This is a genomic window from Bradyrhizobium sp. USDA 4353, from assembly GCF_054063215.1.
In genome coordinates this window covers 3,120,537-3,136,359 of sequence record NZ_JBSSGB010000001.1, presented here as the reverse complement: position 1 = coordinate 3,136,359, position 15,823 = coordinate 3,120,537, and the positions used below count along the sequence as shown (strand labels likewise).

Sequence of the window (15,823 nt, the reverse complement as noted above, 5' to 3'; positions counted from 1 at the left end):
ACCTCAGCGCGCGACGAGGACACGGAGCAGCTCGGACGCCGAGGTGACGCCGGCGCGGCACTTGGCGAGGCCGTCGTCCATCATCGTCGTCATCCCCTCCTGCACGGCGCGCCGGTCGATGGCGAGACCGTCGGCGCTGTCGGCGATCAACTCGCGGAGGCTGCTGGTGAGCTCGAGCAGCTCGAACACGCCGACGCGACCGCGGTAGCCGCTGTGGCCGCACCGCTCGCAGCCGGTCGGATGCCAGATGACGTCGCCGGGCACGAGGCCGAGATGGCCAAGGCGCGGATCATCGCGACAGGTTTCGTCATCGAGCGGCCTGGCCGTCTTGCAATGCTCACAGAGCTGACGCACCAGGCGTTGAGCGATCACCGCGCGCAAGGTCGATCGCAGCAGATAACCTTCGACGCCGAGATCCAGCAGTCGCGGCACCGCTGCCGCTGCCGTCTCGGTGTGGAGCGTGGTCAGCACGAGATGGCCGGTCAGCGCGGCATGAACGGCGACATGCGCGGTCTCGCTGTCACGGATTTCGCCGACCATGATCACGTCAGGGTCCTGACGCACGAAGGAGCGCAGCGCGCTGGCAAAGGTCAGACCGATCGCCGGCTTGATCTGCGACTGGTTGATGCCGGGGATCTCATACTCGACCGGATCCTCGACGGTGAGGATCTTGCGCTCGGGCGTGTTGAGCATCGACAGGATTGTCGCGAGCGTCGTGGTCTTGCCGCTGCCGGTCGGCCCGGTGATCACGATCATGCCGTGCGGCAGCGTCATCAGCCGTCGCAGCGCCGCATCGTCGCGCGCGGACAGGCCAAGGCGGTTCGCCACCAGTTGCGAGCGATCCTTGGGCAAGATGCGCAAGACGGCGGACTCGCCCGCCTGCGTCGGCATGATCGCGACGCGGACGTCGATCTCGGCGCGGCCGGCGCGAATCCGCGCCGCGCCATCCTGCGGCAAGCGCCGCTCGGCGATGTTCAGGCCAGCGACGATCTTGATGCGCGAGATCACGGCCTGCGGCAGCACGCCGGTGGGCGCCGCGATCGGACGCAGCAGCCCGTCGACGCGCAGCCTGACCACGAGCCCGGTCGAGAACGGCTCGATATGGATATCGCTGGCGCGCATCTCCACCGCCTTCTCGATCAGATCATTGACCGCGCGCACGACCGGCGCACCGCTGGCGAGATCGCGCAGGCTCTCGATGTCGTCGTCGCGCAGCTCCTGCGTCGCCGAGACCTCGACGTCCTCGGTCCCGCCAAGTCGCTGGCCGAGAACGACGGCGATGTCCTCGTGGGACGCCACCTTGAAGACGGTCGCCGGTCCAAGCACGAGCTCGGCCGCCCTGCGCACGGCCTGATCGGTCGGATCGGCGACGGCAAACACGGCAACGCCTTCGGCCGCCTGATAGGGATAGCCGAGCACCTCACGCAGGAAGCGATCGGAGAATTGCGCGGTCGCAGGCGCGGCCGCGAGCAGCTCACGCAGCGAGACGCGTTCGAGACCGGTGAAGCGTGCGGCCTCCTCGGCAAAGACCTCGGCGCTCAGCCCGAACCGATCCCAAAGCGCAACCTGCGCTTCGCCCGCAGCATCGCGCTCACCCGCCTGAGGATGGCGCTGGCGCAAGTAATCCTGGAACTGGGTCGACAGCGTACCGCTCATGGCGTGATCCGGGTAGCGCCCGCGCCGGCCCCTCGTCTCGGCACCCCGCTACTGGCTGCCGCCGTTATCGATCGCGATCATGACAGCTGTACGAAGGCCGGCGACGCCGACATTTCGGACACACAGATCATGCAAAGGTGCGCAGCTTCGGGCGGATATACATAAGTGTCACATTGGACCGCTATGCAGGCGGCAAGGTCCAGAGGGGACGTGCTCCCAGCTCGACCGGTCAACACGAGTAGATCGGCAAGTCCATGTTTCGTATCGGCAATCGAAGCCAGTCCGCTGCGGTTGTCCGTCAGGTCTCGGTGCTCGCGATCGCAGTGCTGCTCGCGTCATGCAACATGGCCACTCTCAACTCCCAGGCCAGCGCGCCGGCGGATGTCGACGTCATCGACAAGGTGCGCTCGATCGATATCCTGCCGCGTGACAATACGCCGGTCGCCTCGATCCAGGGACGTCCCGAGGTCGAGCGCGCGACCGCGCGGACCTATCAAGGGACGATGGTCCAGGAGGTTGCTGAGGCCAGGCCGCTACCCGCTGCGGATGGCAAAGGCTACGATCTCAACTTCGAGAACACGCCGATCGCGTCGGTCGCGAAGGTCGTCATCGGCGACATCCTCGGGGCCGGCTATTCCATTGATCCGCGGGTGCAGGGCAGCGTCAGCCTGGTGTCGGCGCGCCCGGTGCCGAAGTCGGACATACTCTTCGTGCTCGAGAGCGCGCTTCGTCTGTCGGGCGTCGTGCTGCTGCGCGAAGGCGGCGGCTATAAGCTGACGCCGCTCGGCGACGCCATCGGCGGCGGCCGGGTCGATGCCGAGGCTGCCCGCGCGGAGCCCGGCTACGGCGTCTCGGTGGTGCCGCTGCAATATGTCGGCGCGCAGACGATCCTGAAGCTGATGGACAGCTTCGCGACGCGCGCCGGCAGCGTGCGCGCCGATCCGACCCGCAACCTGCTCCTCATCCAGGGCACCGGCGCCGAGCGCCGCTCCGCGATCGAGACCGCGTTGAGCTTCGATGTCGACTGGATGCGCGGCCAGTCGGTCGGCATCTTCCCGGTCAGCAACTCCGCGCCCGAGCCCGTCATCGCCGAGCTCGAAAAGATCATGGACACCGGCGAGAACGGCATGAGCCAGAATCTCGTCAAGCTGCAGGTGGTCAACCGGCTCAACGCCATCATGGTGGTGACGCGCAAGCCGGCGCTGCTGCAGGTCGCGGCGACCTGGATCCGCCGGCTCGATCAATCCGACTCCGGCCGCACCAGCGTTCACGTCTACCGGATCCGCTATGGCGATGCCCGCCAATTGGCGAAGGTGCTGACCGACATGTTCGGCGGCGCCGGCCCGTCGTCCTCGACCGACAGCACCGACAGCCAGACCGCGCCGGGCTCGGACGGCACGACGACATCGGTGGCCGACCGGCTCTCCTTCAACACCAATGCCGCGGGATCATCCGGCTCCGGCGCCAATCCGTCAGGCCGGGCGCAAGGCGCCGGGGGTCTGTCCGGAATGCAAGGCTCCAGCACATCATCATCGGGCAGCGCCTCCACCTCGACCGGGCTCGAACCTCGCGCCGCCGGCGGCGGCGGTGGCCAGTCCCTGATGCCGAATGTGCGCATCACGCCGGATACCGTGAACAACTCGCTGCTCATCTACGCCGATCGCGAGAACTACCGCATCATCTCCAGCACGCTGCAGCAGCTCGATCAGCCGGTGCTGCAGGTCGGCATCGATGCAACGATCGCCGAGGTCACGCTGACCAACGAGCTCTCCTACGGCGTGCAGTCGTATCTCTCGAGCAAGTTCCTCGGCCTTGGCGCCGACAAGGGATCGATCACCAACACCCAGGCCACGTCGGTCGCGACGGCGGCGACCTCGGCGGCAACCACGGCCCTGATCAACCGCGCGCTTCCCGGCTTCAACTTCCTGATCGGAAGCGAGGCGTCGCCCAACATGATCCTCGATGCGCTCCACACCGTGACGAGCGTGAAGGTGCTGTCGAACCCGTCTCTGGTCGTGATCAACAACCAGACCGCCACGCTTCAGGTCGGCGACGTCGTCCCGGTGTCGACCGGCAGCGCCACCGTGCTGTCGTCGAGCAACACGGTCGTCAACACCATCGACTATCGCAACACCGGCATCATCCTGCGCGTCGTGCCGCGCATCGCCGCCAACGGCAATGTGCGGCTCGAGGTCGAGCAGGAGATCAGCAATGTCGCTGCCCAAACCGCAGCGAGCCTGACGCCGACGGTGTCACAGCGCAAGGTGAAGAGCGCCATCTCCGTGGCCAATGGTCAGACCGTGCTGCTGGCCGGCCTCATCAGCGAGCAGCAGAACGGCAACCGCAACGGCATTCCCGGCTTCGACGAGATCCCGGTGCTCGGCGACGCGTTCTCGCATCAGGACAAGAAGGGCACGCGGACCGAGCTGATCATCTTCATCCGGCCGCAGATCATTCGCGACGGCAGCGATGCGCATCAGGTGGCCGAGGAACTCCGCTCCAAGCTCCGCGGATCGGTCGGAGCCAGCATCACGGATGACCTGCGTGTCCGCACCACCCGCTGATATCACACGCGTCCTGCGAGCGCGGATGCGCCGGCTGGCGATAACCCTCGCCACGGCAAGCCTGCTGCTCGGCGCCGCATCGCCAAGCCATGCCGATTCAGCGGCAGCCGCACGCAACGCCTATGCGCGCGGCGATTTCGTCCGCGCCGTTCGCATGCTGACGCCTTTGGCACTGCGCGGCGACGCGCGGGCACAGGCGATGCTCGGCTTCATGTATGAAAACGGCTTCGGCACGCCGCAAGCCTATGTCGTCGCCAGCGATCTCTACTGCCAGGCCGCCGCCGCCGGCAACCCGTTCGGCCAGGCCATGCTCGGCCTGATGTACGACAAGGGCCACGGCGTCCCGCAGGACGTGGTGCTCGCCTATAAATGGCTGAACCTCGCCGCCGGGCATGCCTCGCCGGCGCAGCGCAGCTATTACCTGCGCCTGCGCAATGCCGTCGCCTCGAAGATGTCATCCGATCAGATCGCGCAGGGACAGGCGCTGGCGCTGAGCTGGTTGCCGGGTCAGCTGTAAGCGGGCATAGCCGCTTGGCGGACATCGTCCGCAACACGCCATTCCAACGTACTGATCGCGGGTCGCGCGCGGCATGACATGAGCGCGCCCATGGCTTGTCGCAGCTGATGAGACCGGCGGCTTAGGCGCATTTCACAAATCCGAAGCAAGACCGACACCGCATTGCAATTTGTTGCTGCGATGTTTTGTCGCAGGCGTTGCCTCAGCTCGCGCGCCAGCCCTCCCTTCGTTCGGAGACGTCATGACCAGAACAGTCACGAGGTCCAAGGCGATTGCCCTTGCGACCACCGCCGTGTTCACGGCGACCAGCATCGCCCCCGCCTTCGCCCGACCGGCAACCAGCACGCCGATCGAGCACGTCATCATCATCGTCGGCGAGAACCACACCTTCGACAACCTGTTCGGCACCTACAAGCCGAAGGCCGGCCAGAGCATCGACAACCTGCTCAGCAAGGGCATCGTCAACGAGGATGGCTCGCCGGGCCCGCATTTCAAGAAGGCCGAGCAGCGCATCGGGCGTGACGAGGTGCGCTACACGGCGGAGACGGCTTCGACCGGCGCCTACGCGACGCTGCCCCAGCCCTACACCACCTACGGCATCGGGCTGCCGCAGAACGTGCTCGACACCCGCTTCCCGGCGAACCTGCCCAACGGGCCGTATCAGATCTCGAAATACGTGACCTACGCCGCCTATACCGGCGACCCCGTGCATCGCTTCTTCCAGATGTGGCAGGACATCGACGGCGGCAAGCACGACAAGTTCGTGTGGGTCGAGCAGACCATCGGCACCGGCTCCAACGGCAAGCCCTATCCTGCCGGCGGCTTCAATCCGATGGAAGGCGCCATCTCGATGGGCTTCTACAACATGAATCCCTTCACCGACGCCTCGGGCAAGCCGCAGCCGGGCGATGCGCCGTTCTTCAAGCAGCTCGCCGACGACTACGCCATCAGCGACAATTATCACCAGGCGATCATGGGCGGCACGGGCGCCAACTTCCAGTCGCTCGTCACCGGCCATGCGGCGTTCTTCACCAATCCCGAGACGCTGAACGGCGCGCCCGCCGTGCCCTACGCCAACCAGATCGAGAATCCCGATCCCGTCCCCGGCACCAACAATTACTACAAGCAGGACGGCTATAGCGGCGGCTCTTACGTGAATTGCTCGGATCCGAGCGCGCCCGGCGTCGCCGCGATCAACGAGCAGTTGTTCAAGAACGGCGTCTTCCGCAACAATTGCGCGCCGAACCATTATTATCTCGTCAACAACTACAGCATGTTCTGGAATCAGACCAGCGCGAAGCCGAACGCGCTCGGCTCCGACAAGTTCGTGCTGCCGCCGCAGAGCGCGCCGACCATTGCCGACGTGATGACGGCCAAGGGCGTGTCGTGGAAATATTACAGCGCCGACCGCGGCGACGACGCCACCACCTTCGCGACCAGCGTTGACGGCGTGCCGCTGCTGTTCCACTCCTATTGCGGCATCTGCGATCCGCTCACCGGCTTCATCAAGGTGATGACGAACCCGGCGGAAGAGGCGAAGCTGCAGAACTACGGCGCGTTCGTGAAGGACGTCCAGAACAATACGCTGCCTGCCGTATCGTTCGTGCGTCCGTTCGAGGCGCTGGCCGGCCATCCCGCCGACTCGACCACGGATCTGTATGAGAAGTTCCTCGAGGCGCTGATCAACCGCGTCAAGGCCAACCCGCAACTCTGGGCCAAGACCGCCATCTTCATCACCACCGATGAAGGCGGCGGCTACTACGACTCCGGCTATGTCCAGCCGGTGGACTTCCTCGGCGACGGCACCCGCATTCCCTTCATCCTGGTCTCGCCGCTGGCCAAGAAAGGACATGTCGACCACACCTATTACGACCACGTCTCGCTGCTGAAGTTCATCGAGCGCAACTGGCGGCTGCCGGCGATCTCCGCGGTCAGCCGCGACCGGCTGCCCAATCCGATCCACGATCGGGACGACAACCGCTATGTGCCGAAGAACCGTCCGGCGATCGGCGATCTGATGAACCTGTTCGTGTTCGCCGACGAGGACGGCGATCACGACCACGGCGGATGGCACCATCACGACCACGACCACGACGATGACGGATACGATCGCGATCGCTGACGAACAGGCGAGAGCACGTCCATCGGATGCAAGAGCCCGCCGCACGACGCGGCGGGCTTTTCGCGTCATCGCCGCGCAGAGAGGTATCCATCTGCACCATCGCAGATCCGTCAGCTGATTGTCAGCCGACCGTCACGTCCCCGTTATCGACGCTCCGCATCGTTGCATGACCGCTTGCGTTCAAGCGGACGATGCAACCGAGGTCTTGGGGGATCTTGTCGAATGTCATTCCGATCATCATTCAATTCTGCCTGTCGCGAGCTGCTCACATTGTCGGTGACGGTCTCGCTGCTCTCATTCGCCGCCGCGGCGCCAGGCTTCGCGCATGACCATGACCATGACCGCGACGATGACGACAGCTACACCATCGGCCTGTGGGGCGACCTGCCGTACTCCACGCTGCAGGCCACGGTCGGCGTCCCGAACCTGATCGCCGACATGAATGCGCACCGGCTGAAGTTCACCGTCCATGACGGCGACCTGAAGCAGGGCTCGAACTCGGCCTGCGATGCCGGCCTCTACGCGCAGGCGCTCGCCTATTTCAACAGCCTCGAGGCGCCGGCGATGTTCACGCCGGGCGACAATGACTGGGTCGACTGCGACCGCCCCTCGAACGGCGGCTACAATTCGCGCGAGCGGCTCGACTATGAGCGCAAGGTGTTCTTCTCGACGCCGTTCTCGCTCGGCCAGCGCAAGCTGCGCCAGGAGTTGCAGACCGACGCTCTGTGCCTCGGCGCCAACGGCACCAAGGTCGGCTGCGTCGAGAACCGTCGCTGGACCGTCGGTCGCGTCACCTACGCGACGCTGAACGTCCAGGGCTCCTGCAACAATCTGTGCGACACCAATCCCGATCCCGACGAATACAACGCGCGCAACGCCGCCGTCATTCTTTGGATGCAGCAGACCTTCGCAGAGGCCAAGAAGCGCCGCTCGGCCGCGGTGATGTTCATCAGCCAGGGTAATCCGGGCTGGGACCTCGCCGATCCCACGCGGGCGCCGCTGCGCGACCCCAAGACGCTCGCCGAAACCGATGGGCAGCCTGACGGCTTCGCCAGCTTCCTGACGGCGCTGCGGACTGAGGTCGAGGCCTTCCGCAAGCCGGTCGCCTATGTTCACGGCGACTCGCACTACTTCCGCATCGACCAGCCGTTCCTGAACAGCGCTGGCCAGCGGTTGGAGAACTTCGTCCGCGTCGAGACGTTCGGCGACAACCAGGCCAATGGCAACAACGACGTCCGCTGGCTGAAGGTGACGGTCGATCCGCGCAGCCGCGACGTATTCTCCTACCAGCCGGTCACCGTGCCTGCGAACCGCACCGCTGTTCCGGCGCCGGCCGGCAACTGACCTTATCGCAAATCGGATCGTCCAGCTTGCTGGACGATCCGACGCGACTGGCGCTGGTCGCGGGCTGTCGAGAGTGGCTCGGTTGCCAGCAGCCCCTCGGCGTCACCCCACCTTGCTCATGACACCAACCAGCGCGGGATCAGCCGGCGTCTCCGAGGGCACCAAGGTGGCGGCAGCCGCGTGCTGGGTGCGCAAGGGCTGCGGCGCCGCAGTCACGCTCCAACGCCCAGCGACGATATGGGCCGAGATGATAACGGGAACGCCGAGACCGAAGGCGATATGGACGGTGCTGATCCAGGGCCGCAGGGCTTCCGAGGTCCGACCCTACATAGTAAAGTCCGAACGCAGTCGCGATCAGCAGACCATAGAGCGCGAGGCTGAGAACGCCCGTCGCCCGGTTCTTGCGGGCGCGCCAGGCGCGCTGGACATGCATGGGACCGAGCGCACCGAGCAGCAGCAACGTCACCATCGCGGCTCCGCCATGTGTGCTCAGCAGGAACGCGGCGGCCTGTTGCCAGAACTCGCTGTCCATCTCCGAGCGGGTCTTCATCTGATCGGCATAGATCCACAATGCTCCGCTGACGAAGAGAAGCCCGAAAATCGCATAGAGGGCGAAGCGAAACGCACCTTTAAGCCGCATGCTGCAGATCTCCTTGCCAGTCCGGTGTCGTGAGGATGTCGCCGTCCGCCGCAACGAGCATGGCGCTTGCCTGACATTGTGTGAGCAGCCCGTCCGCTCGCTCGCCCATGATCATGACGATCTTTGTCAGCGCATCGGCGACGATGCAGGTTGGCGCGCAGACGGTTGCGCCATGGATGCCGCGGGCCGGCTGCCTCGTTGCCGGATCGACCACCGCGGTCTCCATCGTATCCACTGAGCTGAATGGATCGAAGCGGCGCGCCGATGACGCCATCGCCGTGTTGCGCACGGCCCGCTGACACAGGATCCTGTCGGGCGCGCGCGGGTCGCGAATATCGACGATGTGCGCACGGGGACCGAACGCGGCGAGATCGCCGCCTGCATTCACCAGGGCCGAGCGGACGCCACATCGCTTGAGCGCCTCGATGGCGCAGTCGACGGCGAATCCCTTGGCGATACCACCGAGATCGACCTTGAGCCCGGCGTGGTTGAAGCGGACGTGGTGGTCCGCCAGCAACTCGATCGTGGAGCTAGCTTGCCGAGGTGAGCCGTCGGACGGCCGCGCCGAGCCGGCAACACCGATGTCGAAAGCGCCGTCCGAAAGACGCGCCATGTCCACGGCCGTCTTCAGCACGGCGTAGGTCCAGGGATGCACCATCACCGGGCGCGTGAACGCGTCGCGGTTGAGACGCGAGACGTCACTGTCCGGATCAAAGAAGCTCATCAGCCGATGCACATCGGCGACGGCGGAGAACGCGGCCTCGATCACCTCATCGGCGTCATGCGCGGGAGCTTCGTCGAGACTGATCTCGACGAACGTTCCCAGCAGAGGCCTGGCGCGCCGCAGATTAGCGGAAGTGGCTGGCATGATAGGTCAGGACCTTCTTCACGCCCTCGGTCAGATGGGTCGATGACAGCGTCGCGCCCGAGATGTTGCGGATATCGGAATTGATCCGAACCTCGTTCTGGCTGCTCTTGCCGACGAATTGCCCCAGCCAGCTCGCGTCATGCACCTCGCCGCCATACGATTCGCGGTAATTCAGGATCTCGACCTTGCGCACGCGCCCGTCCGGTCCGATCGCAACCGTGTAGTCGATCAGAAGGTGCTTGCCGACGACATGGTCGTAATAGAAGTAGCCGCCATTGCTCGCCTTCCAGACCCGACCGGCTTGCACCTCGGTGAAGCTCGCGCCGGGAAACGCAGCCTTTTGCGCCTCCTCGACGCTCATATACTGCATGGCGTAGCCGGGCGAAGCGACCGACATGATGGCTGCCGCGGGCACCGTCCATTTCAACCAGCTGCTCATCGCGCCCCTCTCAAATCCGTTTTCATGTCACATCCTCCCTTGCAACCGGCGCCTGTGTCCTCGACGGCGAATGACCAATCTCGCTTCGAACAGACGGCTGCCGGCGACGGCCTATTTCAGCTTCCCGCCACGCATCACGCGGGCGCTTGCAAACCATTCCGATTGTCAGTGCCAGCTTAGTAAGTGGTCCGATTGCGGCGAATTGCCGCGTCGAAATTGGCGATTTGCCGGAGCGGCTGGGGAATAACGATGTTGCTGACCGTGCTTTCACCGCACAAGCGCCGCGGTGTACGGCACGCGCCCGTCCGAGCCCAACACAGGCCAGCGCACCATGGCCATCAGCGTCGTCGGCGCCGCGATTGCGGCGCCGACATCTCGAGCCGGGGTCGGCGCGGCTGCGCCTACCAAGGCATCTGGTTCATCGCTTCCCACGGGGAGGCGCCATAGGGCGACGGCACCACCTTGATCTTCGCCATCATGCCCCCGTCCTCATGCTCCAGGATGTGGCAGTGGTAGACGAACTCGCCGACCTGGGAGAACGGGATGTCCACCACCACGGGCTTGGAGGTGCACTGCCCGTTGCGCCACTGCTCGATGCTGCAAACGCCATTCTGTGCGTCCATCACCTCCGGCACGTTGGGAGTAGCCACTCCGAGCGGGACGTTGTCCTGCAGCATGCCGGCGCCGATGTTCTTGTTGAACGAGACCGCAAGCGGCGTGTTCTCGCCGGCCTTGCTGTTGATGGTCCTGAACCGCGTCTGGTGGATGTGGAAGTTGTGGTTCTCCGTCGAGAGCTGCACCAGCTCCCAGGTCTCGTGAACCGGACGCTGTCCGGCGGCGAGCGGCAGGCAGACGATGTTCTGCGCAGGATCGAACTGGCTCACCGGAAGCTGCGTTCCGGGCACGGGGTTGCCGTTCTGATCGACCTCCTCATAGCCGAGGCCGAACGTGCCGTCGTCGTTCAGATCAGCCAGGCCGAAGAAGATCCGGCGCCGATGTCCCGGAGGCAGCGGACGACAGCCGTCGCGTAGCGGCGCCGCATTCGCATACGGGACTTTCGCATCAAGAATGCCGGAGGGCTGCATCGTGGCCAGCGCGTCGCCTCGGATATCCATCGCATAGGCAATGTGGTTGCGCCAGCCATGCTGGTGGAAGCGCACCTTGGCGAGATCGACGGCCGGCCATTGGTCACCGCTGCCCATGGTCAATCCGGCCATCTTGAAGGTCGCGGACGCGGTGCGCCCAGGGCTCGCGATCGCTCCGGTTTGGGGATCACGGTAGGTGACGAAGACTTCGGTGCGCGAGCTCGGCATCATCACCATCTGGGTGACGCAGACCGGCTTGGAGTGGAAGCGCGAGGTCGGCAACGGCGGACAAGCTACCACGCGGAAGCGGGCGCCGCCGAGATGGACCATGGTATCCATCGTCGTATCCTGCGGCAGGTTCACGCTGACGCCGTCGACCGAGATCAGCTGCATGATCATCGGCTTCTGAGTGTCGTCGTCGGTCAGCTGGAGATTGTAGGACAGGCTGCCGGAGGCATTGGTCAGGCGCCAGACCTCACCATCGGGATCGGTCACCTTGATCTTCGGGAATGTCCTGCCGTTGACCGTGAAATACCATTTGCCGCCGCTGAAATTCGTGCCGCCATCGGCCGACGCATCCACGCCGGGGCACGAGCCTTCGCGAACTTCGGAGCTGTCCGCCGGGAACTGCGCGCAGAAGCCCGGGTCCTGCTGATTGATCACTTCGCCCGGCTGGACGTTGACTGCACCGCTGTCGAAGTTGACCGCGCCGCCGGGAGCGACCTGAAGATCCTTCAGGATCAGGTGGCGGACGCTCGCGTCAGGAAACGGCGTATCCTTGGCGTCGCCATGTGCGTAGTCCGAGACCTCGCCGACCGAGATAATGCCCGCCAGCCCTTGCGAGACCTGGTTGAGCGAGATGCCATGGATGTGAGGGTGAAACCAGAACTGTCCGGACGGATGATTGCGCGGAATGTTGATGCGGAAATCCGCATAATCCATCTTGTTCGAGCCGTGCTGATGCGTGGTCTGCGGCACCGGCATGCCGTTGGCGGAGTTGAAGATCTGGACGAACACGTAGTCGCCGAAGGTCGGATCGTTCAGCGTCGGCGCACGCGGCTCCACGATCAGCCCGTGCGTATGCAGGTTCGTGGGATTGCGAAACAGATTGGCCTGACCGGGATCGGTGTTGTGATTCACCTTGGCCGGGTCGAGCTGCGGCAGCTGGTTCACCAGCCTGATCTTGAGCGTGTCGCCCTTTTGCAGCGCGAGACGCACCCCGCCATACTCCGCCACCGCGGCTCCTGCGGGACAAGTATTCCCCGACGCGGGCCTGCGGCAGATCTCGTAGACCCAGCCGGTCGGATTCATCGGCGAGCCGCCCGGCGGAGCATAGGTGATCGTCGAGATCGGCTTCGCCTTGGCAATCATCAGCAGGTCCAGGACCCCGTGCCAGCTCCTGAACACCGTGGGCTCGGCCAAGTCATGGGCGCGCGCTGCGCCGCCTGCGAGGGACAAGCCGGCCAATAGCGCGGCTGCCGATATCAATGCTTTCTTCGTTGGCTTGTGCAGACACCCGACTACCATGCCTGATCCCCATTTGGCTTCGAGACTAAGATCGGTACGAAGCGTTGCCGCTTCATCGGCGCCGCCTCAGCGAGGGCTGACTTTAAGGCCGTCAGCAATGCGCCCTCGCACCCTCCCCTTTCTGGCTATGGACGTCGGGTGTCTCCTTTGTGACCGTTTCTTTCGCTTTGTGAGAAAGCGGACGCGCTGTTCAAGAATCGATCTAATCAGGAGAACAAACAACCCCTGTGTGCGCACGCCGCACACCGCGCGACACAAAAACGACAACCAGCCTGCTTAGTTGTCCGGCTACGATTTCAGATCATCACGGATTGCCTGTCGTCCCAAGGACGCTAACCGACACTCCGCTGATGATCCGCCTCAAGGAGACCTGAGAATGCTGCTTGCTGTTGCTCTCGCATGGGCCTGCAATGTGACCGGCATCGCCTGCGGCGCGCCGACCACGGAGGTGATTCAGAAGGCCTATGAGCAGGAAGCTCCGGCATCGGGTGTCCGGCACGACAAGGGCCTCAAGATCGTCGAGGCTACCTGCAGCAAGGGCGACGAGAGCGGGCGCTTCCTGTGTCAGGTCTCGTTCGTCTCCGAGGACGATCCTGACAAGCGACTGTATTTCGATATCGTCTCAGCCGCGCTCACCGATAAAGGGTGGGTGCTGACCAGCGGATTGTGCAAGCGCTGAAGGCGCCGGAGCTTCTGTCCGTCAAAGGATCTACGGCCGACCGCGGTCGGCTCTCGATCCCCCATCACCCCACCGTTAGAGTTGGCGGCGGCCTGACCTTTGCCGCTGATGCATCCGGAGCAGCCGCGACTCGGGCGACAGAAACGGTGGCCCTGCTTGCGCCAATGGAGGCGCCGTCTGCGTCACCGGAGCTTCCGCGCTGCTCGTCGCGACGGGACCGATCAGCTGTCCCGGCTGCTGCGTGAAATACAGGACGACGATGTCGTCGCCCTTTTGCAGCGTGGCCGACCTCGCCTCGACGTGACGCAACGTCCAGCCCTGATAGTCCGCACCGGTCCGGACGCGCAGCGGCGTCCTGCTGCCCGGATCGACGAAGATCGCAAGGCCCTGATTGCCGTTGACGACGGTGCCGACGAGCGACAGCTGCGGCCGCTCCGGCCGGACCGGCTCCTGCACCTCCGGCGCGGCCACGATAGCAGGCGGAGGCGGCTCAACCTGGGGCGGACGCCGCGAGGGCGAGAAGATCGGACGCTCGCGCGTGGCCGAGAGCCGATCGAGCGGAATGCCCCAAAGCGGATTGGCCGCCCGCGCCTGCGAGTTGGACGCGAGCGGCTCGCTGGTCGCCGACGGCTGCTGATCGGAGACCGCAGTGGCCGGATCGATACGCCCCCCCTCAGGTTGCGCCAAAGCAGGCATTACAGCGAGAACGCAGCAGCAACCACCGGCGATCAATTGGATCAGAGACCTCATCATCGCGGTCCCTGCCATTGTCCGGACACCGTCATCATGATGCGCAGCTTGCCACTCGTCGCGGCGGTGGGCCCGCCCACCTCCACCACGAGCTCGTCGACGAACAGACATGGCATTCCGGCCTCCAGATCGTAGAGAAGCGGCTGTAGAGCGGCCTGATCCGCCTCGAAATTCGCGCTGACGCTGATCTGACGCGCCTTGGCCGGTGAGCTCTGCACATCCAGTTGCGACGACGACACGCTGCCGCCGTGACGGCTCACCACGTCATTCACGCGCTGCACCAGCGCAGCACCGGCCACCGTAACACTGGAGCCTTCCAGAAAGGCCGATCCGCTCCGAGCTGTCGCACCGCTTCCGCGCTCGCGCTCAAAAGTGAGACTATGAGCATCGAGAAGATGCAGCGTATCTGTCAGCGCACCCACCTCGCTGTGCAAGTCGAGCAGACTCTTGATCGGCAGCACCGTAGCGGCACATAGCGCGATCAGCAGCCCGGCATAGATAGAGGCGGCGATGCCGGGCGAGGCCGGCGCGCGCGCGAACATCCTGGCTATGCTCATGTGCTGCCTCCAAAGTATGCCTTCAGACCGACCTCGATGTGGAAGCGCTCTCCGGACTCATCGGCCGCGCGCGTCGTCGGCGCAGAGAACGTCGCCTGATTGAAATGCTCGGATTGTTCGAGCAGCCCAATCAATGCGGGCGCGTCGCGACTGATGCCGGTGATCAGCAGCCTGCTCCGGTCGATCCGTAGCTCGGTCACATAGGTCTCGTCCGGCAGCACGCGCGAAAGCGCCTCGAGCACCAGCACGCTGGCGGCCCTCTCCTGCTTGCTACGCAGCAGAGCCCCGAACGCGCTGTTGTCCGCGCCCGCGGCGTCCGACCGCAGCGCTGCGCGTCGCTCCGATATACGTTGCGACAGCACACGGTGCTGCTCCTCGAGCTTGCCGCTGAGAATGCTAGTGATGCCGAACGACAGCGTCGCCGCCAGCCCTGCGACGACCAGCGCGGCCGTCAGAACGCGGCGGACGCGGCCTGCGTCCCATGCTCCGCGCAGCTTGTGCTCGATCAGCCGCGTTGCTGTTGGTTTGGCGAGCTCGTGCGGAGAATCCCAGGGAGCGGCGATCAGCACGATTCCGGCGGCACGCCAGGACTCGGCAAGCCGCAGGAGCGGCTCGATGCTCGTCCGCGGCGCGGCGATGATATTGGTGCGAATCCGGTCAGCCGAAATGTCGACTGGCTCCGTGCCTCCGAACACCGCGTCCTGAGCCGCCCATGGTGTCAGCCGATCGATCTGCGAGCGGATCATCGGATCCAGAAACTCGACCGCCCGCTTGGGGAGCTCCAGCGGTCGCCACAGAAATCGATCGGCCCGCAGCGTGACCTCGAGCCGGCTGCCTCGCACGAGATCCAGCCATGTCTCGGGAAGCCCCGGCATTGCCGCCTCGCCACGCGACAGAACAACCGAATGATCCGGCGGACCGGATCTCCCGGCCGACTTCATGATGAAGACGTTTTGGTCAGTCTCGATCAGTTGCACCGTGGGCTTGAGATTAAGCCGGCCGATCAGACCGATGATCGCCTCGGCCACAGAGCCGATCCATGCTGCGAACTCGCCGCGCCCGGTCATTGCCATTC

The 15,823-nt window shown here is 64.9% G+C and carries 13 protein-coding genes; 5 read left to right on the top strand and 8 right to left on the bottom strand.

Annotation, left to right across the window (positions count from 1 at the left end; genetic code table 11):
* Window positions 1-3: 3 nt before the first annotated feature.
* Window positions 4-1,656, bottom strand: coding sequence for a GspE/PulE family protein (locus ACVILH_RS13840; RefSeq protein ID WP_456713381.1), 1,653 nt, complete (start codon window positions 1,654-1,656; stop codon window positions 4-6).
* Window positions 1,657-1,910: 254 nt separating this feature from the next.
* On the opposite strand from ACVILH_RS13840, the gene gspD reads away from it, so the two are divergent.
* The 4 genes from gspD to ACVILH_RS13820 all read left to right on the top strand — a co-directional run bounded on the left by gspD (window position 1,911) and on the right by ACVILH_RS13820 (window position 8,203).
* The gene (gspD, locus tag ACVILH_RS13835) at window positions 1,911-4,220 is read left to right on the top strand and encodes a type II secretion system secretin GspD (protein WP_456713380.1); all 2,310 of its coding nucleotides are present in this window, start codon (window positions 1,911-1,913) and stop codon (window positions 4,218-4,220) included.
* Window positions 4,192-4,737: a tetratricopeptide repeat protein gene (locus ACVILH_RS13830; RefSeq protein ID WP_456713379.1), complete on the top strand. Its 546-nt coding sequence runs from the start codon at window positions 4,192-4,194 to the stop codon at window positions 4,735-4,737. Before gspD ends, ACVILH_RS13830 begins: the two co-directional genes overlap by 29 nt.
* A 241-nt stretch (window positions 4,738-4,978) precedes the next feature.
* Window positions 4,979-6,859, top strand: a complete 1,881-nt coding sequence (locus ACVILH_RS13825; protein WP_456713378.1) for an alkaline phosphatase family protein — start codon at window positions 4,979-4,981, stop codon at window positions 6,857-6,859.
* A 222-nt stretch (window positions 6,860-7,081) separates the two neighbouring features.
* Window positions 7,082-8,203: a hypothetical protein gene (locus ACVILH_RS13820; protein WP_456713377.1), complete on the top strand. Its 1,122-nt coding sequence runs from the start codon at window positions 7,082-7,084 to the stop codon at window positions 8,201-8,203.
* Between the two features lie 139 nt (window positions 8,204-8,342).
* Here the strand turns inward: ACVILH_RS13820 and ACVILH_RS13815 are convergent, their stop codons facing one another.
* The 4 genes from ACVILH_RS13815 to ACVILH_RS13800 all read right to left on the bottom strand — a co-directional run bounded on the left by ACVILH_RS13815 (window position 8,343) and on the right by ACVILH_RS13800 (window position 12,546).
* Window positions 8,343-8,843, bottom strand: a complete 501-nt coding sequence (locus tag ACVILH_RS13815; RefSeq protein ID WP_456713376.1) for a hypothetical protein — start codon at window positions 8,841-8,843, stop codon at window positions 8,343-8,345.
* Window positions 8,833-9,711, bottom strand: a complete 879-nt coding sequence (locus ACVILH_RS13810) for an FAD:protein FMN transferase (protein ID WP_456713375.1) — start codon at window positions 9,709-9,711, stop codon at window positions 8,833-8,835. Before ACVILH_RS13810 ends, ACVILH_RS13815 begins: the two co-directional genes overlap by 11 nt.
* Entirely contained in the window at window positions 9,692-10,150 is a 459-nt protein-coding gene (locus tag ACVILH_RS13805; protein WP_006614956.1) for an FMN-binding protein, read from the bottom strand. Before ACVILH_RS13805 ends, ACVILH_RS13810 begins: the two co-directional genes overlap by 20 nt.
* A 401-nt stretch (window positions 10,151-10,551) precedes the next feature.
* Window positions 10,552-12,546: a multicopper oxidase domain-containing protein gene (locus ACVILH_RS13800; RefSeq protein ID WP_456716972.1), complete on the bottom strand. Its 1,995-nt coding sequence runs from the start codon at window positions 12,544-12,546 to the stop codon at window positions 10,552-10,554.
* A 592-nt stretch (window positions 12,547-13,138) separates the two neighbouring features.
* Here ACVILH_RS13800 and ACVILH_RS13795 point away from each other — a divergent pair.
* Window positions 13,139-13,441: a hypothetical protein gene (locus ACVILH_RS13795; protein WP_456713374.1), complete on the top strand. Its 303-nt coding sequence runs from the start codon at window positions 13,139-13,141 to the stop codon at window positions 13,439-13,441.
* A 75-nt stretch (window positions 13,442-13,516) separates the two neighbouring features.
* Here ACVILH_RS13795 and ACVILH_RS13790 read toward each other — a convergent pair whose 3' ends face one another.
* Genes ACVILH_RS13790 through ACVILH_RS13780 form a run of 3 tightly spaced genes read right to left on the bottom strand, consistent with a single transcriptional unit; the run spans window position 13,517 to window position 15,815 of the window.
* Window positions 13,517-14,137 (bottom strand): hypothetical protein, encoded by a 621-nt coding sequence (locus ACVILH_RS13790; protein ID WP_456713373.1) that lies wholly within the window; start codon window positions 14,135-14,137, stop codon window positions 13,517-13,519.
* Window positions 14,138-14,190: 53 nt separating this feature from the next.
* On the bottom strand, window positions 14,191-14,748 hold the full coding sequence (gspM, locus tag ACVILH_RS13785; protein WP_456713372.1) for a type II secretion system protein GspM: 558 nt from the start codon (window positions 14,746-14,748) through the stop codon (window positions 14,191-14,193).
* Window positions 14,745-15,815: a PilN domain-containing protein gene (locus tag ACVILH_RS13780; RefSeq protein ID WP_456713371.1), complete on the bottom strand. Its 1,071-nt coding sequence runs from the start codon at window positions 15,813-15,815 to the stop codon at window positions 14,745-14,747. The genes gspM and ACVILH_RS13780 overlap by 4 nt, the downstream gene beginning before the upstream one ends.
* Between the last annotated feature and the right edge of the window lie 8 nt (window positions 15,816-15,823).

Bases quoted from the DNA above. Each gene is read 5' to 3' on its own strand.
- ACVILH_RS13780 (WP_456713371.1), bottom strand. From the start codon at position 15,815: ATGACCGGGCGCGGCGAGTTCGCAGCATGGATCGGCTCTGTGGCCGAG.
- ACVILH_RS13830 (WP_456713379.1), top strand. From the start codon at position 4,192: ATGACCTGCGTGTCCGCACCACCCGCTGATATCACACGCGTCCTGCGA.
- ACVILH_RS13825 (WP_456713378.1), top strand. From the start codon at position 4,979: ATGACCAGAACAGTCACGAGGTCCAAGGCGATTGCCCTTGCGACCACC.
- ACVILH_RS13840 (WP_456713381.1), bottom strand. From the start codon at position 1,656: ATGAGCGGTACGCTGTCGACCCAGTTCCAGGATTACTTGCGCCAGCGC.
- ACVILH_RS13820 (WP_456713377.1), top strand. From the start codon at position 7,082: ATGTCATTCCGATCATCATTCAATTCTGCCTGTCGCGAGCTGCTCACA.
- ACVILH_RS13810 (WP_456713375.1), bottom strand. From the start codon at position 9,711: ATGCCAGCCACTTCCGCTAATCTGCGGCGCGCCAGGCCTCTGCTGGGA.
- ACVILH_RS13815 (WP_456713376.1), bottom strand. From the start codon at position 8,843: ATGCGGCTTAAAGGTGCGTTTCGCTTCGCCCTCTATGCGATTTTCGGG.
- gspM (WP_456713372.1), bottom strand. From the start codon at position 14,748: ATGAGCATAGCCAGGATGTTCGCGCGCGCGCCGGCCTCGCCCGGCATC.
- gspD (WP_456713380.1), top strand. From the start codon at position 1,911: ATGTTTCGTATCGGCAATCGAAGCCAGTCCGCTGCGGTTGTCCGTCAG.
- ACVILH_RS13805 (WP_006614956.1), bottom strand. From the start codon at position 10,150: ATGAGCAGCTGGTTGAAATGGACGGTGCCCGCGGCAGCCATCATGTCG.
- ACVILH_RS13800 (WP_456716972.1), bottom strand. From the start codon at position 12,546: ATGAATCCGACCGGCTGGGTCTACGAGATCTGCCGCAGGCCCGCGTCG.
- ACVILH_RS13795 (WP_456713374.1), top strand. From the start codon at position 13,139: ATGCTGCTTGCTGTTGCTCTCGCATGGGCCTGCAATGTGACCGGCATC.
- ACVILH_RS13790 (WP_456713373.1), bottom strand. From the start codon at position 14,137: ATGCCTGCTTTGGCGCAACCTGAGGGGGGGCGTATCGATCCGGCCACT.